Here is an 18,396-nt window from a genome sequence, read left to right on the forward strand (position 1 = left end):
GAGGCCCGACCTCCGGCCACAGGTTAACACGACCACACTCAGGAAAAGTGGGCAGAGGGGGTGTGGGTCGTGGGCAGGACGGACCGGGCACCGCAGTCGACGCACCCCCCACATCCAACCCCTCTGTTCAGAACAGCGCGGCCCGTACCTGCGCCAGCGTCTGCGCGGCCACGTCGCGGCCCCGCTGCGTGCCCTCGCGCAGGAGGGTCATGACCGCCGGTAGATCCTGCGCGTACGCGGCGCGGCGTTCGCGGATGGGGGTCAGTTCGGCGTCCAGCACGTCCAGCAGGTGCTGTTTGACCCTCACGTCGCCCAGCCCCCCGGCGCGGTAGTGGTCCTTCAGGGCCTGCACGCGCGTGGCGTCCGGGTCGAAGGCGTCGAGGTACGTGAACACCGGGTTCCCCTCGACCTGCCCGGGGTCCCCCGCGCGCAGGTGGGCGGGGTCGGTGAACATGCCCATCACCTTGCGGCGCAGTTCGTCGGGCGGGTCGGACAGGTACGCGGCGGTGCCGAGGCTCTTGCCCATCTTCGCCTGCCCGTCCAGGCCCGGCAGGCGTGGCGACGCGGACAGGAGCGCCTGCGGTTCCACCAGCACGTCCGTGCCGTCGGCGGCAGGGCCGTACAGCCCGTTGAAGCGCCGGACCACCTCGCGCGTCAGTTCCAGCATGGGCAGCTGATCCTCCCCGACCGGGACGACCTGCGCGCCGAACGCCGTGATGTCCGCCACCTGCGCCGCCGGGTAAATGAAGAACCCCGCCGGGACCGAATCGCCGAAGCCCTTCTGCGCGATCTCCGTCTTCACCGTCGGGTTCTGCCGCAACTTCGACACCGTCACCAGATTCAGCAGGTACACCGTCAGCTCGGTCAGTTCCGGCACGCCCGACTGCTGCACGAACGTCACCCGCGCCGGGTCCAGGCCCGCGCCCAGGTAATCCAGCATCACCTCCGGCACATTGCGGCGCAGCATGTCCGGCCGCTCGAAGTGATCCGTGAGGCCCTGCACGTCCGCCACGAGCACGAACACCTCATGCGAATCCTGAAGCACCACCCGCGACCGCAGCGACCCCGCCAGATGCCCCAGGTGCAACCGGCCCGTCGGGCGGTCCCCCGTCAGCACGCGCGGCCGCCTATCCATCCTCTCCCCCATTCCATTTGCTGTATTCGACATGATCCACTCCTCCACGAGAGACACGAAAAAAGCCGCGCCCGGACATTGAATCCGGGCGCGGTGCGACGATGAACGTCAGCAGGCGAGGGCACCCGGATCACCGGGCCACCACACCTGCACGAACACGCTCATGCGCCGCAGCATGCCGCACGGGGGGAACAGGAAACATCCGCCAGATGGCGAGGCAGGAAGCGGTGCGCGGTGACTCGCTCTCGTCCGCGCACCGCTTCCTGCCTCCCACCCCCCGTTACTCCCAGTTCAGGATGACCTTGCCGCTCTGACCGCCGAGCATGGCGTCGAAGCCCTGCTGGTAGTCGCTGATGGGGTAGTGGTGCGTGATGATGGGGCTCAGGTCCAGGCCGGACTGGATGAGAGCGGCCATCTTGTACCAGGTTTCGAACATCTCGCGGCCGTAGATGCCCTTGATGGTGAGCATCTTGAAGATTACGCCGTTCCAGTCGATGTCCACGCGTCCGGCGGGGATGCCGAGCAGGGCGATCTTGCCGCCGTTGTTCATGACGTCCACCATCTGCGCGAAGGCGGGGCCCGACCCGCTCATTTCCAGGCCGACGTCGAAGCCTTCGGTCATGCCGAGTTCCTGCATGACGGCGCGGAGGTCCTCGTGGGCGACGTTCACGGCGCGAGTGACGCCCATCTTTCGGGCGAGGTCCAGGCGGTAGTCGTTGATGTCGGTGATGACGACGTTGCGCGCCCCGACGTGCCGGGCGACGGCGGCGGCCATGACGCCGATGGGGCCGGCGCCGGTGATCAGGACGTCCTCACCGACCAGATCGAAACTGAGGGCGGTGTGGACGGCGTTCCCGAAGGGATCGAAGATCGCGGCGATGTCGTCGGGGATGTCGTCGGGGAGTTTGAAGGCGTTGAAGGCGGGCAGCACGAGGTACTCGGCGAAGGACCCGGGGCGGTTCACACCGACGCCCAGGGTGTTGCGGCAGAGGTGGCGGCGGCCGGCGCGGCAGTTGCGGCAGTGGCCGCAGGTGACGTGGCCCTCGCCGCTGACGCGGTCACCGATCTGGAAGCCGCGGACCTCGCTGCCGATCGCGGCGACGGTGCCGACGTACTCGTGCCCGACGATCATGGGGACCGGGATGGTCTTCTGCGCCCACTGGTCCCATTTGTAGATGTGGACGTCCGTGCCGCAGATGCTGCCCTTGCGGACCTTGATGAGCAGGTCGTTCGGGCCGGGGGTGGGTACGGGCGCCTCGGTCATCCAGATGCCCTCCTGGGCGTGCTGTTTGCTCAGGGCGCGCATGGTGCCGGGCAGGGTGGCTTGATCGTGGGTCACGGGGGCAGTTCTACCCCCGCGCGGGCCGGGGGCGCAACGGTGCGGTGGCCCGGGCGTCGCCTGGGCTGGACGGCTGCCTGGCACGCCCGTGCGGGGGCCTGACTTAATGATTCGTGTGCGCCGCGTGGGGCGGGGCGGCGTAGGCTGGGGCGCATGATCAAGTACCGCAGGCAGAACCCCCTGGAACCCGAGAAGGACGCCGAGGTGACCGTGAACCTCACGCCGCTGCTGTTCTTCGTGGTGGGTTTCGTCGCGGTGCGCGCCCTGCTCCGCACGGTTCAGCGCAGCTGAGGGACGCGCCCGGCGCCCGTGAAAGATTCCGGGAAGAGTGGTGCGCTACGCTGGGCGGGATGACGCAGCCCGCCCCGCAGCAGTTCAAGAGTGCCCTGAGTGGTCGCCTGGTCGTGCCGGGCTGGATGAACCTCGTCCCCGGCAGGGCGGACGGCATTGAGATCCAGGTGGATGTGGCCCCGGAGGACCTGGGGCGTGAGCAGGCCAGCCTGCTGATTGAGTACTGGGCGACGCCGGACGACCTGACGCTTCAGAGCGTGCTGCCCGTCCGGGCGTTCCAGGCGACCGCCGAGGGCTGGTGCGCGTTCGTGCCGCCGCAGGGGCGGGTGTTGGTGCGCGCCATTGATCCGCAGCCGAACCCGCCGGTCCTGGCGAGCCACTGGATCAACGTGGACCCCGCGACGCCCGCCGGGACGACCGTGAATGTCGCCGTGAAGTTCCCCGCGCAGACCCCAGCCATCCAGAACCTGCTGAACCCGTGACCGCCCACACGCCCCTGACCCGCGAGGAGATCGCTGGGGTGGAGTTCGACTGGTTCGCCACCGACCCGCACGGGCACGTGGCGCAGTGTCTGGCCGCCGGGGATGACACGGTGCCCGCGGCGGCGCTCACGTCCGAGGAGCTGCTGGAGGCCACGCACGTGTGGCTGGATACCCGCCCCGAGACGGAGGAAACGAACGTCCCGGCCGGGGGGTTTGATGAGCATCTGTGCGCGCCGCAGCGCCGGGGAGCGTTCGTGTACGACCACGTGCCCGGCGAGACCGGCGTGTACCGGCTGGTGGCGGCGCCGCGCACGCCCCTGACGCTGGACGCCCTCCCGGCGCACCTCCAGGCATACCTGGGCACGCTGCGGCTCCCGGTGGCGTTCGGGGCCGCTCGGCTGTTCATCGGGCCGGACGGCCACGCCCGGGCCCTGACGGACTGAAGCGCACCTCACCTTCATCCGTGGGCGGCGCTACAGTGGCCCGGTGAGCAAGTCCCCGCTGGGCCAGCCGCCCGCCCCTCCTGAACTGAACATGACCTTCGAGGACGCCGGGCCGCCCGACGCGCCCCCGCCAGCCGCACCGAAAAAGTCGCTGCGGGCAAACACGATCATCGTGATGCTGGGCACGCTCGGCTCGCGCCTGAGTGGCATCCTGCGCCAGCTGGTCCTGAATAACCTGTTCAGCGTCACGCTGCTGGAGGCGTTCAACGCGGCCGTCACGATCCCGAACCTGCTGCGGGAACTGCTGGCCGAGGGCGCACTCGTGAACTCGTTCATTCCGGTGTACAAGACGCTTGATGACGCCGGGCGCCGGAAGCTGGCGCAGGCGTTCAGTGGCGTGCTGATCGGCGTGAACCTGCTGCTGATGGCTGTGGGGATCCTGGCGGCGCCGTACCTGGTGGACCTGCTGCTGGCGAGCAGTTCGAACGTGGACCGGGAACTGACGGTGTTCATGACCCGCATGGTCATGCCGTTCCTGATGCTGATCAGTCTATCGGCCATCGCCATGGGCCTGCTGAATGCCGACGAGCACTTCCGGGAGAGCAGTTTCGCGCCCGTGGCGTTCAACATTGCCAGTATCGCGGCGCTGCTGCTGCTGCCCAAGCAGGCCGAGTGGATGGCGCTCGGCTGGCTGATCGGTGGCGTGGCGCAGCTGGTGGTGCAGCTGCCCGCCCTGAACCGCTTCGGTCTGCTGCCCACCCCCGCCCTGATCCGCCACCCAGCGGTGGGCCGCGTGGTGCGGCAGATGGCGCCCTTCACGATGACGGCCGGCGCGCGGCAGATTCTGAACGTGTACGTGCTGCGCCTTCTGACCGACGCGCGACTGTTCGACAAGGGCACGCAGGCCGGCTACTTCAACGCGCAGGCGCTGTTCACGATGGTAAACGGCCTGTTCATCGTGTCGCCCGTCCTGGCGGTCTTCCCGCGCTTCTCTCAGGCAGCGGCCGAGAAGAACTGGACGCAGTTCCGGGCCCTGACGGCCAGCACCATCCGCACGACCACGTTCCTGGCCGCACCCATGAGTGCCCTGATGATTGCCCTGGCGCCCTACGTGATCAGCGTCATCAACACCCACGCGCCGCGCACCGCGGAGGAAACCGTGAAGTTCCTGGCCGGGGCCGGCATCCTGAGCAGCTGGTCCCTGGCGCTGGTGCCGTGGGCGCTGGTGACGGTGCTCCTGCGGACCTTCTATGCTCGCGAGCGCACGCGTGAGGCCGTGACGGTCAGCGCGATTGGTTTCGTGCTGGAGGTCGGCCTGTACCGGCTGCTGGTGCCCAGCCTGGGCCTGCTGGGCTTCGGGCTGAGCACCACCATCAGCGGCCTGCTGATGACGGCCGCGCTGACCGTGCTGTACCGGCGTGCGGTGGGCTTCCCGGGACGCGAGGTGGCCGGCCACCTGCTGCGGGTCGTGCCGCTCGCGGTGCTGTCTGGCGGGGCGGCGTGGCTGGTGGCGCGCGCCCTGCCGATCCAGCCGGGTTTCATTCTGACCAGCATTCCCGTGCTGGCCCTGGCGGGTGGCGCGGGACTCGCCGTGTACCTGGGCGGCGCGCTCGCGCTGAAACTGCCGGAAGTGGCCGCTGTGACGCGGCGACTGCGGCGCTGACCGGCTGGGCTGAGGTCGCGGCGCACCCACCGGCGCGCCGCGCCTGCTGTGTGGTTCGCCCAGCGGGTCGTGCGGAAGGTTCAGGAAGCAACCGGGCTACGCTCAGGGCGTGCCGTCGGTTGCTGCGCGGTACGCGGCCTGCACCCGCCTGAGCCCCGGAGCCAGGGTCAGGGCGCGCAGGAGGGGCCCCTCGATACTCAGGACGCCCCCGGTCATGGCGGCCACCGGATTGAGGTCCCCGCGCCAGAAGTCGTGGGCGCGCGGCCCGCTGAGATGAAACGTGAGGTCCGCCGGGCCGCGCCGCGCCGCTTCGCCCCGGCTCAGGGTGACCTCGCCGTGACTGCCGTCCACCAGCACGCAGGCGTCCGGAGCCGAGTGGATGAACCTGAGGCGCAGCCGGGCCTGGGCGGGCGTCGGATCGGCCGCCTGCAGGAACACCTGCGTCAGCTGCTCTTCAAGAAGGTCGCTCGCTGCGGGCCAGGAACTGGACATGAGGTCAGCTCAGCGTGAACGCCGCCTGCACACTGTAATAAATCCCGCCAGACCGCGGCCAGGACGATGAATTCCACCCTTCATGAAGCGTGCGGGCCTACACTCTGCGGGGCGGACCCGTGGTGTCCTGATCGGGCAGGACAATATCTACTGTTGGAGGTCAAGCATGAATCAGCAGCTACAGCAGACCATTGCCGCCCTTTCGGGTGGTCTTCAGGGCGTGCCCGCCGATGCCGCGGTGGAGAACGTCACGACCTGGCACCAGACGCTGGACGGCGTTCCCGGCGCCGAGACGGTGGTCGAGCACCTGGCGAGCCTGAAGGCCGCGCTGGAACAGGGTGACCTTGAGGGCGCCGCGGCCCTCCTGCCGGACCTGGGTGCCGCCACCGAGGCCCTGGCCCCCGCAGCGCCCGAAGCGGATCAGGACGGCCTGCGTCAGCTGGCCGCCGCACTTCAGGGCTGAACGCCCCCTCATCGCGTGGGCCCCGTCCGGGTGGATGGGGCCTTCAGTCTGCCTCTGCGCCTGCCTGACCACCGGACGGCGCTCCGCCAGGTCCAGCGCCCTTCAGAGCGTCCATCCGGGTCGTACCGGGCCACCATACATGCTCCGGGCAGGCCAGCGGTTCAGCAGACCCGTCTAGAGGCGGATGCCGAGCAGGGCGTAGCCGAGCAGGGCAAGTTTCTCGCGCAGGATGTACTGGCGGCTGGTGTGGGGGCTCAGGGGGCTGGCACTGACGTTGGCGTTCATGTTCAGCGCGCGGGCCAGTGCCAGGGCGCGCGGGGCGTGCGCCTCGTCGGTGACCAGCGTGACGGGCGTGCCGCCGGGCAGGGCCGCGCGGGCGTTCTCGAGGTTCTGGACGGTGGTGCGGCTGCGTTCCTCGGCGATCAGGGCGGCGCGGGGCACGCCGTGCTCGTTCAGGTAGGTGGTGCCCACGCGGCCCTCGGTGAAACGGTCGCCGGGCTGCCTGCCCCCGGTGACCACGACGCGCTTCACGTGGCCCTGCTGGTACAGGGTCAGGGCGTGGTCCAGCCGGCGCTGGAAGGCGGGGCTGGGTCGCCCGTCGTATTGCGCGGCCCCCAGGACGATCAGGGTGGCGTTGGGAATGGGGGCGTTGGGGACGCGCAGGGGGGGCGCGGTCAGGAAGCCGGTGAGGAACAGGGCGGTGACCGCGAGGGGAATGATGGAGAGCGTGGCGCCCCGGGGTCGCATGGCCGCAGCCTAGCATGAAGGGAATATGAATCCTGAGGAGTTTCCCGCAGAGGGTTCATGTGCTGCGTGGCCCGGCGCGGGAGCTCGGCGTGTGCCGCCCATGAGGGTGTATTGATCCTCTTCTTCCGGAAGCGTGAGGGGGGGCGTGCTACGCTCACCCCTGACTTCCTGTCGGGGAGCACCACTGCCTATGCCCAGATCCTCTGCCCACACGCTGGTTATCGTCGAGTCGCCTGCCAAGGCCCGCACCATCGAGAAGTACCTCGGAAAGGGGTACACGGTGGAGTCGTCCATCGGGCACATCCGCGACCTGCCGAAAAGTGCGGCGGATATCCCCGAGAAGTACAAGGGCAAGGCCTGGGCGCGCCTGGGCCTGGACGTCGAGAATGACTTCCAGCCGCTGTACGTGGTCTCCCCGGACAAGAAGGCGCACGTGGCGAAGCTGCGCAAGCTGGCGCAGGACGCGGACGAGATCATCCTCGCGACCGACGATGACCGCGAGGGGGAGAGCATCGCGTGGCACCTGTTCCAGGAGCTGAAGCCGAAGGTGCCGGTGCGCCGCATGGTGTTCCACGAGATCACGAAGGAAGCCATCCAGGCGGCGATTGCCGCGCCACGCCAGATTGACACGAACCTCGTGGAGGCGCAGGAGGCCCGCCGGGCGCTGGACCGCCTGTACGGGTACGAGGTCAGCCCGGTGCTGTGGAAGAAGGTCGCGCCGAAACTGTCGGCGGGGCGGGTGCAGTCGGTGGCGACGCGCATGCTGGTGCAGCGTGAACGCGAGCGGATGCGCTTTGTCAGCGCGACGTGGTGGGACCTGCTAGTGACGGCGAAAACGGCCGACGGGCAGAGCTTCCCGGCCCGCCTGACGGATGTGGCGGGGCAGAAGCTGGCGCTGGGCCGTGATTTCGATCCGCTGACCGGCCGGTTGAAGGACGGCGTGGTGGCCCGCCTGCTGACCGAGGCCGAGGCGCGCGCCCTGGCCGACGGTCTGGCCGGACAGCCGCTGACGGTCACGAGCGCGGAGGAGAAACCCTTTACGCAGCGGCCCTACCCGCCGTTCATCACGTCCACCCTCCAGCAGGAGGGCAGCCGCAAGCTGGGCTTCGCCGCGACCCGCACGATGCGCGCCGCTCAGCGCCTGTACGAGCAGGGCTACATCACCTATATGCGCACGGACTCCACGAACCTCTCCGAGGAGGCCGTGAAGGCGGCCCGGTCGCAGGTGGCGCAGATGTACGGCGCGAACTACCTGTCCCCGCAGCCGCGCGTGTACACGAAGAAGGCGAAGAACGCGCAGGAGGCCCACGAGGCGATCCGCCCCGCCGGGAGCAGCTTCCGCACGCCCGACAGCCTGAAGACCGAACTGTCCGGCGACGAGTGGCGTCTGTACGACCTGATCTGGAAGCGCACGGTGGCCTGCCAGATGGCCGACGCGCGTGGCCGCGGACTGCGCGTCCGCCTGGGCGGCAGAGCCAAGGGTGGGGAGGAGGTGGCCCTGAGTGCGTCGGGCCGCACCATCGACTTCCCCGGGTTCCTGCGCGCGTACGTGGAGGGCAGCGATGATCCTAGCGCGGCGCTGGAGGACCGCGAGACGCCCCTGCCCCCCCTGACCGAGGGGCAGCGCGTGACGGCGGACGGCGCGAAACCCGAGGGGCACGAGACCCAGCCGCCCGCCCGCTTCACGGAGGCCAGTCTGGTCCAGTCGCTGGAAGCGGCCGGGATCGGGCGCCCCAGCACGTACGCGAGCATCCTGGGCACCATCCAGGACCGTGGGTACGCCACGAAGAAGGGGCAGGCACTGATTCCGTCCTGGACGGCGTTCGCCACGAGCGCGCTGCTGGAGCACCACTTCGGAACGCTGGTGGACTACGACTTCACCGCGAAGATGGAAGAGGATCTCGACGAGATCGCCGGGGGCCGCGAGAGCCGCGTGCCGTACCTCAAGCGCTTCTACCTGGGGGATCACGGGCAGGGCATGGCGCTGAAACCCACCATCGAGCAGCAAATGGGCGAGATTGACGCGCGCGGCATCGCCACCATCCGCGTGCCGAAACTGGAGGGCAGCGGCGTGGAAGTCCGCGTGGGCCGCTACGGGCCGTACATGGAACGCGGCGAGCAGAAAGCGAACCTTCCCGAGGACCTCGCGCCGGATGAACTGACGACTGAGAAGGCCGAGGAGATCCTCGCGCGGCCCAGCGGCGACCGCCCCCTAGGCACCGACCCGGACACCGGCCTGCCCGTCGTGGCGCGCGCCGGACGTTACGGGCCGTACGTGACGCTGGGGGACACGAACCCGCCCGCTCGCAGCGCCAGCCTCTTCCCCGGCGACGACCTGGGCACCCTGAGCCTGGAGCGCGCCCTGCAACTCCTGACCCTGCCCCGACTGGTGGGCAGCAGCGAGGGCGAGGAAGTCTGGGCGTTCAACGGCAAGTACGGCCCGTACCTGAAACGCGGGAATGACAGCCGTAGCCTCGCCACGCACGAACAGCTGTTCACCGTGACGCTGCCCGAAGCGGAGGCGCTGTTCGCGCAGCCACGCTTCCGGGCCCGCTCGGCCGCCGCCGGGCCGCTGCGCACCTTCGAGTTCCAGGGCCGGGCCGACATCCAGCTCAAGGACGGGCGCTTCGGCCCATACCTGACCGACGGTGAGCGCAACGCCACTCTGCGTAAGGGTGAGACGCCGGAAAACCTGACGGCCGAACGTGCCCTGGAAATCCTGGAGGAACGCGGCAAGGAACCCAAGAAGAAGCCCGGCAAGGCGGCCACCACGAAGAAAGCCGACAGCAAGACAGGCGCCAGGGCCACCGCACCGGCCGGGACGAAGAAGTCAGCGGCCAGCAAGGCGACCACCAAGAAGCCAGCGGCGAAGAAGCCCACCGCGAAGGCCGCGCCCGCCAAGACCACCTTCACCTGGGCGGACCTGCAACCCCACCTGGGCGTCCTGAGCGACCCGGAGCGCCGCCTCGTGACCGCCACGCGCGGCGAGGGCCGCAAGGTCGAGGACGTCGCCCCGGAACTCGGTCTAGACGTCAAGAAGGCCAAGGGCATGGCGTTGCAGGCCAGCAAGAAACTGAATCAGGCCGCGCGCGGCGAGTAACGGTTCAGTCCGCCACGTCCCGCTGCCTCAGTTGGAGGTCGGCGGGACCTGCCGTGCCGGTCGCCTGGCCCGCCTTGGCCATTTCCTGGCTGTGGGCGCCCACGCGGGCCAGGGCGTGATATGACGTGTGCCATTCCTATGCCGGCGACCCGACCTGATGTTCCTCAATCCCTGCATCTGGCGCGGCTGGCGCAGGGCAGCCCCGGCGAGTGGGTTCGGCTGCCCGGCGGGCGGGTGCGCGTCGTGAATCTGTCCGGCACCCTGACGGGTCCTGCCGAGACGGGGTGGCTGGTGTGCCTGAGTGGCGAGGCGGTCGTGGACCTCCCGCTGAGTAACTTCGTGCGTCTGCGGCCCGCCGAGGGCTACCGGGTGCGCGCGGAGGAACCCTGGACGGCGTTCGGGACGAAAGGCGGCACGGTCCTGATTCTCACCCCAGACGAGTAAACAGAAGCGCGCCCCAGCTGACCCGGGGCGCGACCTCCATTGACCTTACTTCTTGCGTTTGGCGGCCTTCGCGACTTCCTTCGCGGCCTTCTGGTCAGCCTTCTGCTTCTCGGCCAGTTCGCGGCCCATGTCCTCCATGAGCTGCGCGCCCTGGGCGTCCACCGTGCGTTGCAACTCCAGCAGGGTCGTGGCGACCATGTTGTGCAGAACGCGTTCCACGGGCATGCGCACCCATTTGTAGCGCACGCGGCCGTTCACGGTGAGGGTCACCTCGGTCCCGCCGGGCATGGGTTTGAACACCCACCCCTGCGTGAGCTTCTCCAGCGGTCCCACGTGCCGCACACTCTCCCACCCGCCGCGCTGCGGGGCCTGAAGCTGACCGTACTTCGCGGTGAAGGCCAGTCCCAGCAGGCGGCGCGTGAACTTGAAGCGCACCAGAGCGTTGTTGGCCAGGCGGCTGCCCTCGCCCTCGTAGTCGGCGGACGCGAGATTCGGATCCCATTTCGCGCGGCGTTTCGGCTCCAGCGCGAGGCGGTACAGGACGTCCGGGCGGGCACGGACCACGATCGTCTGCTTGATATTGATGGACTCCGACATGCTAAGCGTCACTGTAGCGCGTTCCCGGTCAGGCGCGCGTCCCGCCCCCACACTGCTCACGCCGCGCCGGTCAGTGCAGGTAGTCCCGCGCCGGCAGGTGCGTGACCCGCAGGTTGAACCGCTCCGCGGCCCCCGCGCCCGCCAGGCGCCCCAGATCCACCCGCGCGGCCCGGTACTGCTCTGCCGTCCACTGCCACTTGTAGAACGCCTGATAGAACTCCATGACCTCCACTGCCACGTCCAGCGTGTCCACCGTGTTCACGAACACCTCCGGGTAAGGACTGGCCGGCGCGTAGTACTGGTAGAAGCGCACCGGCTCCCGCCACGCGTCCAGTCGGCGGACGTCCTCGCCACTCTCCGGCGCGGCGTCCCCGCTGAGGTCCGGGGCAGGTGGCATGGCGGCCCCGCCCGCCTCGTTGATGATCTTCGGGATGCGCGCCAGCGTGACCGCGTCGAACGCGATCTTCGCCGTCATCCGGTGATCCGGGTGCGGGTGATCGTCACTCCAGGTGATCACCGCGTTCGGCCGGAACTGCGCGTACAGCCGCGCCAGTTGCAGGGCCTCGGCGCGCCCGCCCGTCATACGGCTGTCCCCCATGTCGAAGAAGTGGTACCGCGCCCCGATCCTCTGGGCGACCCACGCGCCGTGTTCCCGGCGCACGCGGGTCACCTCCTCGTGCGAGGTGTCCCCGAACTGACTGGCCAGTTCCCCCAGCGTCGTCCAGACCAGCAGCACCTCGTCCCCGCGCGCCGCGTGCTTCGCGAGCGTCCCGATGCACCCGATCTCGTCGTCCGGGTGCGCAAACACAGCCATGATCCGCATGCGGGCAGCATACCCGCCCCCGGACCGCTGCGCCCAGGCCTTTACCTCAGGAAGCGGATGCTCAGCGGGTAGTGGTACGCCTGCCCCGCACTGACCCGCACCACCGCCAGGATCATGAACACGAACGGCACCACGCTCGTGATCAGCAGCACCGGCAGGAACAGCAGGAAGAACGCCCCGAACGACCCCAGAAACGCGAAGGCCCCCACGTCCGGCGCGCCCGCCGCCGCCCCCACCGCGCCGCCCAGCAGGCCCAGGCTGAACAGCACGAACGCCAGCACCCCCAGCACCAGCGAGTACAGCCACCAGCTGAGCTGGAAGTTCAGTGCTTCCTTGCCCTGATCATCCAGCGCGCAGCTGCGGTCCCGGAACGCCAGCCACGCCACCAGCGGCCCCAGCAGGTTCCCCAGCGTGGGAATCAGGAACCCCGCCAGTGGCGACAGGTGCGTGATGATCGCAGGCGTACGGTCAGGTTCCGGGATGGTCAGCGGCGAGCGGATCATGCTTGACAGTACGGGCCGCCCGTCCCTACAGTTCCCAGGATGTCCCGCCCGCACCGCCCCCAGTCCGCCGCGCAGAAAGCGCAGGCCGCCGCGCGCGACCGCCTGCCCATCAAGGCCGGCATCCAGCCGGGCGAACCCATCACCGGCGAGAACGTCGAGCTGTACAGCGACGGCGCGTGCGACACGCAGGCCGGACACGGCGGCTGGGCCACCATCCTCAACTACAGGGGCAAGGAACTCGTCCTGAGCGGCCACGAGGAAGGCACCACCAACAACCGCATGGAACTGCGCGGCCTCCTTGAGGGTCTGAAGGTCCTCAAACGGCCCTGCCAGGTGCGGGTCGTCACCGACAGCCAGTACCTGCGCAAGGCCTTCACGGACGGCTGGATCCTGAAGTGGCAATGCAACGGCTGGAAGACCGCCGGGGGCGACCCCGTGAAAAACCAGGACCTGTGGGAGGAACTGATTGAGCAGGCCAGGACGCACGCCCTGACGTTCGTGTGGGTCAAGGGGCACGCCGGGCACGGCGAGAACGAACGCGTGGATGAACTCGCCGTGCAGGAACGCAAGAAACTCCGGCGGAAGTAGGGCGGGATGGACCGCCTGCACCTCTGGCCTGAGCCCCTGCGGGCGCAGCCCTGGATGGGTGACGCGGGCAACCTGGCCGCGCTGGCCGAGGACGTGGATACCCTGCTGTCGGCGTGCGGGCGTGAGGTGACCCGTGAGCACGTCCCGCGCGTCATGACCGAGGCGCGCCGACTGGCCCGGCACTTCGGTGTGCCAGAGGGGGCGGCCGCGCAGGCGGCCCTGCTGCACGACCTGGGTGGGATCGTGCCGCGTGCAGAGATGGTGCCGCTGTGCGAGGCGTTGGGAATCCCGATCTGCCCGGAGGAGCGGCAGATGCTGCTGCACGCGCAGCTGAGCGTCGTGCTGGCGCGCGAGCGGTACGGGGTTACGGCCGCAGGCATGGGACAGGCCATCCGGTACCACACGACGCTCCACGCCGCCCCAAGCGCGCTGGATCTGGTGGTGTTCCTGGCCGACAAGCTGGAATGGGATCAGGGTGGTCCGCCGCCCTACCAAGCGGCGCTGCGGCGGGCGTTGCGGAACGGACTGGAGGGGGGCGCGACGTGGATGCTGCGCTGGATGGCGTCCCCGGAAGCGCGGCTGCTGGTGCCGCACCCCGACCTGCGGGCCGCCTGGGCAACGTTCGGCGTGACCGCGCTCGTCTGATCAGTCCTCCCGCCTGAGGGTGCATCTGTAGCGGCGTCGGTCCCAGGGACTGGGGATTTCGTGTACGTGGAAGCCGCTGCGGCGGTAGAAGTCGGCGGCGTCCTCGTCGGTGTCGGCGGTCAGGATGTGCAGGTCCAGGGTGTCCATCAGCGCGTGCAGCAGGGCGCGGGCATGACCCTGATGGGCGTGGTCGGGATGCGTGCCGATGTGTTCGACGGTGCCGGCCCGGTCCTGGACGGTGAGGCCGACAGCGCAGACGGTCTGCCCGTCCATCTCCCAGGTGTGCAGCTGCCAGTCGGGGTTGGTGCGGGCGCGGTGCAGGGCAGCCCGGATGCGCGCCGGGTCGGGGAACATGGCGCGGGCCAGCAGGGCGTCCGTGTCAGGGGTGGGGGTGGCTTGCAAGCGCAGCATGGGGTCAGGGTAGGGCAGGTCATCTGGCGCATGTGCGGCGCGCGGGGCGGGCCTACGCTGGGGGCATGACGTCCCCGGATGCCTCCTCTCCCCTGTCGCCGCCGGATGGGTGGCGGACGTTCCTATGGCTGTGGGGCTCGCAGGCGCTGAGTGTGATCGGGTCGGCGGTGGCGGGGTTCGCGTTCAACATCTACCTGACGCAGACGCGCTTTCCGCTGGCGGAACAGAAACCGCAGCTGGCGGCGGCGCTGTCGCTGACCGCCCTGGCGTGGGCGCTGACGGCGACGCTGCTGGCCCCGCTGGCGGGCGTGTGGACGGACCGGCACGACCGGCGGCGGATCATGCTGGCGTGCGACGCCTCTGGCGTGGCCCTGACACTGGGGACCCTGCTGCTGGTGGGCTCGGCGGCGACGCCGCTGTGGGCGCTGGTGGCCCTGACCGCGCTGATGGGCGCGGTGTCCACCTTCCACGGGTCGGCATTCGACGCGAGTTACACGAGTCTGGTGCCGCGCGAGCGGCTGCCCCGAGCGAACGGGATGATGCAGACGGTGTGGAGCCTGGCGGGGCTGGTGGGCCCGGCGGCGGCGGCGCTGCTGATCGGCGTGCCCGCCCTGCTGCGCCAGAGCGGGACTGGTCCGGCGTGGCTCTCGGGCCTGCGAGACGGGGTGCCGTTCGCGTACGCGGTAGACGCGGTGACGTTCCTGGTGGCGGTCCTGATCCTGTCGCGCCTGAAGGTGCCGTCCCCGGTGCGGCGTGAGGGAGCGGCGCGGGGCAGCCTGCTGGCGGACATGCGCTTCGGGTGGGTGTTCATCGGGCAGCGGCGGCCCCTGCTGGCCCTGCTGCTGACGTTCGCCGCCGCGAACCTGTGCACCAGCAACCTGGGCGTCCTGGAGCCACTGATCGCGAAATTCGGCCTTCAGGGTGACTGGGCCACGCGGGGCGGGACGCTCCAGGGGACGCTGGCGACCCTGGCCATCGTGCAGAGCGTCGGCGGCGTGCTGGGCGGCGTGCTGATCAGCACCTGGGGCGGCCTGAAGCGCCAGCGGGTACTGGGCGTGCTGGTGCCCATGATCGTGTCGGGGCTGGCGTTCGCGGCGTTCGGCGCGGCGGGCACCGTGCTGGGCGCGGCGGCGGCCCTGCTCGTCATGGGCCTGACCTTCCCGGCCATGAACGCGCACTCGCAGAGCATCTGGCAGTCACAGGTGCCGCCCGAGTTGCAGGGCCGGGTGTTCAGCGTCCGCCGCCTGATCGCGCAGTTCACGTCCCCGGCCAGCAGCGCCCTGGCTGGCATCCTGGCCGCGCGGTACGCGCCGGGCGCCGTGGCAGTCGCGGCGGGCCTGACCCTGGCGGCCGTGGCGGCCCTGCAACTCCTGAACCCGGCCCTGCGGCGCGTAGAGGACCCGGCGCTGTCCGCACACGCGCCCACCGGGGCGGACTGACCGGCCCCTTCCCCCTCTGGCTGGATGGGTGGGAGGGGGTTCTGCTCTATTCCTCCGGCGTGCGTTCGCGGGAGCCTTTGCGCCAGCGGCGGCCCGGTTCGACCTGCGTGTCTCCCTTCACGGGCGCGGCGATATGGGCGCGCGCGCCGATCACGGCCACGCCGTCCGGGCCGCCGTCCACGCGGGCGGCGATGACCGCTTCCTCGTCCACGATGGCGCGGCGCACGTGCGCTCCGGCGCGGATGGTCGCGTCGCGCAGGATCACGGCGTCCTCGACGACCGCCCCGGCCTCCACGGTCACGCCGGGGGACAGGACCGAGCGGATCACGCGGCCCTGCACGTGACAGCCGTACGACACGAGGCTGTCCTCCACTCGCGCGCCCTGCGCGATCCGAGCGGGCATGCGCGGAATGCTGCTGCTCAGGACCGGCCACTCGGGGGTGTCCAGACGCACCGAGCGGCCCGCGAGCAGGTCCTGGTGCGCGCGGAAGTACGCGCCGGGCAGGCCCACGTCCAGCCAGTAGCCATCCAGGGCGTACGCGTGCGCCGACTTCGCCTTCACGAAGGCGGGGATCAGCGCGTGCCCGAAGTCCCCCAGGCCCTGCCCGGCGCGTGTCTTGGCGCGCAGGTCGTCCAGGGTGCGCAGCAGCGACTGGGCGTCGTACACGAAGACCTCGGTGGTGATGGGGCCGCCCAGCGGCTCGTCCGGTTTGTACGCGAAGCGTTTCACGCGGCCGCCCTTCGTGACCTGCACGTTCCCGAAGCGGCTGGCGTCCTCCCCGGCGGGCAGGTCGGTGGTGACCATCGTGACGTCCGCGCCGACCTTCAGGTGGTGGCGGATCACCTCGGCGTAATCCAGGGTGTACACGTGGTCGGCGGACAGCACCACCACCACGTCCGGCCCGTACGAGCGGATCAGGTGCCGGTTGGCGTGCAGGGCGTCCGCGTTCCCGGCGTCCTCCAGCGCTCCGGTCAGGGTGTCGGGGCTGGGGGGCAGCACCTCCAGCCCGCCGTACGTGCGGTCCAGGTCCCAGGGGCGGCCGTTCGTCAGGTGGTCGTTCAGGGTGTGCAGCTGGTATTCCTCCAGTACCCACACGTCGGGCAGGCCGCTGTGCATGCAGTTGCTCAGCGCGAAGTCGATCAGGCGGTACGTGCCGCCGAAGGTCAGGGCGGGCTTGGCGCGCTCCTGCGTCAGGACGCCCAGCCGCTCGCCCTTTCCCCCGGCGAGGATCAGGACGAGGACCTTGCGGCCCTCCACGCGGGTGCCGCGCCCGGCGGGCAGGCTGCTGAGACTGCGGGAGGAGAACCGTGCCATCTGACCGGCAGTCTGCCCGGACGAGGTGGGCGGGCGGCTGAGGCGCGCCTGAACGCCCTTCAGGTTCAGCCGGTCACGGCACGGGCGCCGGGTCGCTGCCGCCCTCGCGGTACGTCAGGTCGCCGGTCACGCGGACGGTCAGGGCATCCAGCGCCGCCTGCCGCACCCCGGCGTCGGGCGCGGTCAGCACCGTGTGGAGGTCGTGGGCAGCTTCCGGGTCGTGCTCCTGCAACGTAGACAGCCAGCGCTGCGGTTTGACCTTCCACCAACCGCGCGCCTCGAACAGCGCCTCGGTGGCCAGTCCGGCGGCGCGGCACGCCACGAGCACATGCAGCGGGTCGCCCGCCTCGGCCAGCGCGCGGGCGTCCATGACCTCCTCGACCAGCCGGAAGCGGGCCTGCTGACTCAGGGGGCGCGGTTCCGGCCCGGCGGCGTGAAGGGCGCGGGCCTCGGCGATCAGGGCGTCCAGGTCCGGGTGCGGCCACACCGGGCGGCCCTCGGCGAACATGGTGATGGTGTCGCCCTGCCTGGCGGCGAACATCGCGCGGACCTTGCGCACCGGGTTGTGGAACGCCTCGACCGGCACGCCAGCCACGACATAGTTCGCGCGCCAGCGCTTATCCCCGGTGACCAGCACGTGGAAGTCCAGGTCGCTGTGCGCGTTCCCCTCGCCCCGCGCGGCGCTGCCACACCACAGGGCTGCGAACGCGCCCGGCGTGGCCCTCAGGCGGCTCAGCGCGGCGGGCAGGGCGGCCTCCAGCCGGGCCTGTGGGTTCAGCGGGATGGTCATGCCTGCCAGGGTACCGGGTGCCGCGCTACGGGGCCGCCTCAGGTGACGTCCGGCCCCATCAGACGCAGCGCAGAAGAACGCCGCGGGGCTGCCCATCCCACCGTCCCGGGGCCTCCTGCACGGCCGTGCGAGCCGCCCTTGTCCGTCTGGCGTCAGTGGCTCAGGGTGCTCCACTCGTGCCAGTGCAGCCGCACGCCGCGCGTGGCCAGCCAGTCGTTCAGGCTGTAGCGCGCGTGGGCCAGCCCGGACAGCGTGTCGTGCGCGACCTGCACCGCCCGCAGCGCCTCCGCCTCACCGATGAACCCGGCAGCGCGGGAGGCGAGCAGTTCGTCCGTGTCCACGATCTCGGCCATCAGGCCGTCGTGCACGATCAGGTCGAGGTACAGGTCACGGACCTCCCACACGCCGCCCTGCTCGGTGATGGAGGCCACGTCCAGGTAGTAGTCGTGCTCACGCCGCCCGTGGAAGTCGTAGCGGCACGCCACGAGGTTCAGTTCGGGCAGCAGGTGCGCCTGCCAGTGCCGGATGCGGGGGTGCCCTGCGAAGGTCCGCGCGACGTACAGGCCCTGCGGGGTGCGGTGGTAGGTGTGCACGCGGCGCACCCCGGTGTTCGTGTAATGCTGTCTCCCCGGCACGTCGTGCCGTTCCACCTTGACCGGGTGCGCGGGAGTCGCCATAACCCAGCC

The 18,396-nt window shown here is 70.2% G+C and carries 21 protein-coding genes; 10 read left to right on the forward strand and 11 right to left on the reverse strand.

All coding sequences use genetic code 11. The features are described 5' to 3' along the window. Positions 1–127: 127 nt before the first annotated feature. Both trpS and tdh read right to left on the reverse strand, forming a co-directional pair. Positions 128–1,135 (reverse strand): tryptophan--tRNA ligase, encoded by a 1,008-nt coding sequence (gene trpS / locus IEY63_RS05635; RefSeq protein ID WP_189067920.1) that lies wholly within the window; start codon positions 1,133–1,135, stop codon positions 128–130. A gap of 280 nt (positions 1,136–1,415) precedes the next feature. Continuing rightward, a complete protein-coding gene (tdh, locus tag IEY63_RS05640) occupies positions 1,416–2,441 on the reverse strand; it encodes an L-threonine 3-dehydrogenase (RefSeq protein ID WP_189068087.1) in 1,026 nt (341 codons plus the stop codon). 186 nt (positions 2,442–2,627) lie between these two features. On the opposite strand from tdh, the gene IEY63_RS05645 reads away from it, so the two are divergent. From IEY63_RS05645 to murJ, 4 genes are all read left to right on the forward strand, one after another. Then, positions 2,628–2,765, forward strand: coding sequence for a hypothetical protein (locus IEY63_RS05645; RefSeq protein ID WP_189067921.1), 138 nt, complete (start codon positions 2,628–2,630; stop codon positions 2,763–2,765). Positions 2,766–2,824: 59 nt separating this feature from the next. Continuing rightward, a complete protein-coding gene (locus IEY63_RS05650) occupies positions 2,825–3,247 on the forward strand; it encodes a uracil-DNA glycosylase (protein ID WP_189067922.1) in 423 nt (140 codons plus the stop codon). Beyond that, positions 3,244–3,690: a hypothetical protein gene (locus IEY63_RS05655; protein WP_189067923.1), complete on the forward strand. Its 447-nt coding sequence runs from the start codon at positions 3,244–3,246 to the stop codon at positions 3,688–3,690. The genes IEY63_RS05650 and IEY63_RS05655 overlap by 4 nt, the downstream gene beginning before the upstream one ends. Before the next feature lie 91 nt (positions 3,691–3,781). Continuing rightward, the gene (murJ, locus tag IEY63_RS05660) at positions 3,782–5,353 is read left to right on the forward strand and encodes a murein biosynthesis integral membrane protein MurJ (protein WP_189068088.1); all 1,572 of its coding nucleotides are present in this window, start codon (positions 3,782–3,784) and stop codon (positions 5,351–5,353) included. A 102-nt stretch (positions 5,354–5,455) separates the two neighbouring features. Here the strand turns inward: murJ and IEY63_RS05665 are convergent, their stop codons facing one another. Continuing rightward, positions 5,456–5,845, reverse strand: a complete 390-nt coding sequence (locus tag IEY63_RS05665) for a hypothetical protein (RefSeq protein WP_189067924.1) — start codon at positions 5,843–5,845, stop codon at positions 5,456–5,458. 166 nt (positions 5,846–6,011) lie between these two features. Between IEY63_RS05665 and IEY63_RS05670 the strand changes: the two genes are divergently transcribed. Next, positions 6,012–6,308 carry a hypothetical protein gene (locus IEY63_RS05670; RefSeq protein ID WP_189067925.1) on the forward strand — a complete coding sequence of 99 codons (297 nt, stop codon included), beginning with the start codon at positions 6,012–6,014 and terminating at the stop codon, positions 6,306–6,308. Between the two features lie 174 nt (positions 6,309–6,482). Here IEY63_RS05670 and IEY63_RS05675 read toward each other — a convergent pair whose 3' ends face one another. Further along, positions 6,483–7,055 (reverse strand): YdcF family protein, encoded by a 573-nt coding sequence (locus IEY63_RS05675; RefSeq protein ID WP_189067926.1) that lies wholly within the window; start codon positions 7,053–7,055, stop codon positions 6,483–6,485. Between the two features lie 190 nt (positions 7,056–7,245). Here IEY63_RS05675 and topA point away from each other — a divergent pair, with 190 nt between their 5' ends. Then, the gene (topA, locus tag IEY63_RS05680; protein WP_189067927.1) at positions 7,246–10,155 is read left to right on the forward strand and encodes a type I DNA topoisomerase; all 2,910 of its coding nucleotides are present in this window, start codon (positions 7,246–7,248) and stop codon (positions 10,153–10,155) included. 138 nt (positions 10,156–10,293) lie between these two features. Beyond that, positions 10,294–10,599 (forward strand): hypothetical protein, encoded by a 306-nt coding sequence (locus IEY63_RS05685; RefSeq protein ID WP_189067928.1) that lies wholly within the window; start codon positions 10,294–10,296, stop codon positions 10,597–10,599. Positions 10,600–10,644: 45 nt separating this feature from the next. On the opposite strand, the gene IEY63_RS05690 is transcribed toward IEY63_RS05685, so the two are convergent. The 3 genes from IEY63_RS05690 to IEY63_RS05700 form a co-directional block, all read right to left on the reverse strand. Next, a complete protein-coding gene (locus IEY63_RS05690; protein WP_189067929.1) occupies positions 10,645–11,196 on the reverse strand; it encodes an SRPBCC family protein in 552 nt (183 codons plus the stop codon). A 70-nt stretch (positions 11,197–11,266) separates the two neighbouring features. Next, a complete protein-coding gene (locus tag IEY63_RS05695) occupies positions 11,267–12,019 on the reverse strand; it encodes a PIG-L deacetylase family protein (protein ID WP_189067930.1) in 753 nt (250 codons plus the stop codon). A 41-nt stretch (positions 12,020–12,060) separates the two neighbouring features. Next, on the reverse strand, positions 12,061–12,522 hold the full coding sequence (locus IEY63_RS05700) for a DUF4870 domain-containing protein (RefSeq protein ID WP_189067931.1): 462 nt from the start codon (positions 12,520–12,522) through the stop codon (positions 12,061–12,063). Between the two features lie 39 nt (positions 12,523–12,561). Here IEY63_RS05700 and rnhA point away from each other — a divergent pair, with 39 nt between their 5' ends. Continuing rightward, positions 12,562–13,110 carry a ribonuclease HI gene (gene rnhA, locus IEY63_RS05705; protein WP_189067932.1) on the forward strand — a complete coding sequence of 183 codons (549 nt, stop codon included), beginning with the start codon at positions 12,562–12,564 and terminating at the stop codon, positions 13,108–13,110. Between the two features lie 6 nt (positions 13,111–13,116). Continuing rightward, complete coding sequence (locus IEY63_RS05710; RefSeq protein ID WP_189067933.1) at positions 13,117–13,755, forward strand: HD domain-containing protein; 639 nt, start codon at positions 13,117–13,119, stop codon at positions 13,753–13,755. Here IEY63_RS05710 and IEY63_RS05715 read toward each other — a convergent pair whose 3' ends face one another. Next, complete coding sequence (locus tag IEY63_RS05715) at positions 13,756–14,166, reverse strand: GNAT family N-acetyltransferase (RefSeq protein WP_189067934.1); 411 nt, start codon at positions 14,164–14,166, stop codon at positions 13,756–13,758. It abuts the gene before it with no gap. 65 nt (positions 14,167–14,231) lie between these two features. On the opposite strand from IEY63_RS05715, the gene IEY63_RS05720 reads away from it, so the two are divergent. Further along, complete coding sequence (locus IEY63_RS05720; RefSeq protein ID WP_189067935.1) at positions 14,232–15,605, forward strand: MFS transporter; 1,374 nt, start codon at positions 14,232–14,234, stop codon at positions 15,603–15,605. A 46-nt stretch (positions 15,606–15,651) separates the two neighbouring features. On the opposite strand, the gene IEY63_RS05725 is transcribed toward IEY63_RS05720, so the two are convergent. The 3 genes from IEY63_RS05725 to IEY63_RS05735 all read right to left on the reverse strand — a co-directional run bounded on the left by IEY63_RS05725 (position 15,652) and on the right by IEY63_RS05735 (position 18,387). Continuing rightward, a complete protein-coding gene (locus IEY63_RS05725) occupies positions 15,652–16,920 on the reverse strand; it encodes a glucose-1-phosphate adenylyltransferase family protein (RefSeq protein ID WP_189067936.1) in 1,269 nt (422 codons plus the stop codon). Between the two features lie 73 nt (positions 16,921–16,993). Then, positions 16,994–17,710: a hypothetical protein gene (locus tag IEY63_RS22145; protein ID WP_229784500.1), complete on the reverse strand. Its 717-nt coding sequence runs from the start codon at positions 17,708–17,710 to the stop codon at positions 16,994–16,996. Between the two features lie 152 nt (positions 17,711–17,862). Then, positions 17,863–18,387 (reverse strand): DUF402 domain-containing protein, encoded by a 525-nt coding sequence (locus IEY63_RS05735; RefSeq protein WP_189067937.1) that lies wholly within the window; start codon positions 18,385–18,387, stop codon positions 17,863–17,865. Between the last annotated feature and the right edge of the window lie 9 nt (positions 18,388–18,396).

It is taken from the genome of Deinococcus radiotolerans (assembly GCF_014647435.1).
GTDB classification, from domain to species: Bacteria; Deinococcota; Deinococci; order Deinococcales; family Deinococcaceae; genus Deinococcus; species Deinococcus radiotolerans.

Bases quoted from the DNA above. Each gene is read 5' to 3' on its own strand.
- IEY63_RS05685 (WP_189067928.1), top strand. From the start codon at position 10,294: ATGCCGGCGACCCGACCTGATGTTCCTCAATCCCTGCATCTGGCGCGG.
- IEY63_RS05670 (WP_189067925.1), top strand. From the start codon at position 6,012: ATGAATCAGCAGCTACAGCAGACCATTGCCGCCCTTTCGGGTGGTCTT.
- IEY63_RS05720 (WP_189067935.1), top strand. From the start codon at position 14,232: ATGACGTCCCCGGATGCCTCCTCTCCCCTGTCGCCGCCGGATGGGTGG.
- IEY63_RS05715 (WP_189067934.1), bottom strand. From the start codon at position 14,166: ATGCTGCGCTTGCAAGCCACCCCCACCCCTGACACGGACGCCCTGCTG.
- IEY63_RS22145 (WP_229784500.1), bottom strand. From the start codon at position 17,710: ATGACCATCCCGCTGAACCCACAGGCCCGGCTGGAGGCCGCCCTGCCC.
- IEY63_RS05650 (WP_189067922.1), top strand. From the start codon at position 2,825: ATGACGCAGCCCGCCCCGCAGCAGTTCAAGAGTGCCCTGAGTGGTCGC.
- IEY63_RS05675 (WP_189067926.1), bottom strand. From the start codon at position 7,055: ATGCGACCCCGGGGCGCCACGCTCTCCATCATTCCCCTCGCGGTCACC.
- IEY63_RS05700 (WP_189067931.1), bottom strand. From the start codon at position 12,522: ATGATCCGCTCGCCGCTGACCATCCCGGAACCTGACCGTACGCCTGCG.
- trpS (WP_189067920.1), bottom strand. From the start codon at position 1,135: ATGGATAGGCGGCCGCGCGTGCTGACGGGGGACCGCCCGACGGGCCGG.
- IEY63_RS05690 (WP_189067929.1), bottom strand. From the start codon at position 11,196: ATGTCGGAGTCCATCAATATCAAGCAGACGATCGTGGTCCGTGCCCGC.
- IEY63_RS05710 (WP_189067933.1), top strand. From the start codon at position 13,117: ATGGACCGCCTGCACCTCTGGCCTGAGCCCCTGCGGGCGCAGCCCTGG.
- topA (WP_189067927.1), top strand. From the start codon at position 7,246: ATGCCCAGATCCTCTGCCCACACGCTGGTTATCGTCGAGTCGCCTGCC.
- IEY63_RS05645 (WP_189067921.1), top strand. From the start codon at position 2,628: ATGATCAAGTACCGCAGGCAGAACCCCCTGGAACCCGAGAAGGACGCC.
- tdh (WP_189068087.1), bottom strand. From the start codon at position 2,441: ATGCGCGCCCTGAGCAAACAGCACGCCCAGGAGGGCATCTGGATGACC.
- rnhA (WP_189067932.1), top strand. From the start codon at position 12,562: ATGTCCCGCCCGCACCGCCCCCAGTCCGCCGCGCAGAAAGCGCAGGCC.
- IEY63_RS05725 (WP_189067936.1), bottom strand. From the start codon at position 16,920: ATGGCACGGTTCTCCTCCCGCAGTCTCAGCAGCCTGCCCGCCGGGCGC.
- IEY63_RS05695 (WP_189067930.1), bottom strand. From the start codon at position 12,019: ATGCGGATCATGGCTGTGTTTGCGCACCCGGACGACGAGATCGGGTGC.
- IEY63_RS05735 (WP_189067937.1), bottom strand. From the start codon at position 18,387: ATGGCGACTCCCGCGCACCCGGTCAAGGTGGAACGGCACGACGTGCCG.
- IEY63_RS05665 (WP_189067924.1), bottom strand. From the start codon at position 5,845: ATGTCCAGTTCCTGGCCCGCAGCGAGCGACCTTCTTGAAGAGCAGCTG.
- murJ (WP_189068088.1), top strand. From the start codon at position 3,782: ATGACCTTCGAGGACGCCGGGCCGCCCGACGCGCCCCCGCCAGCCGCA.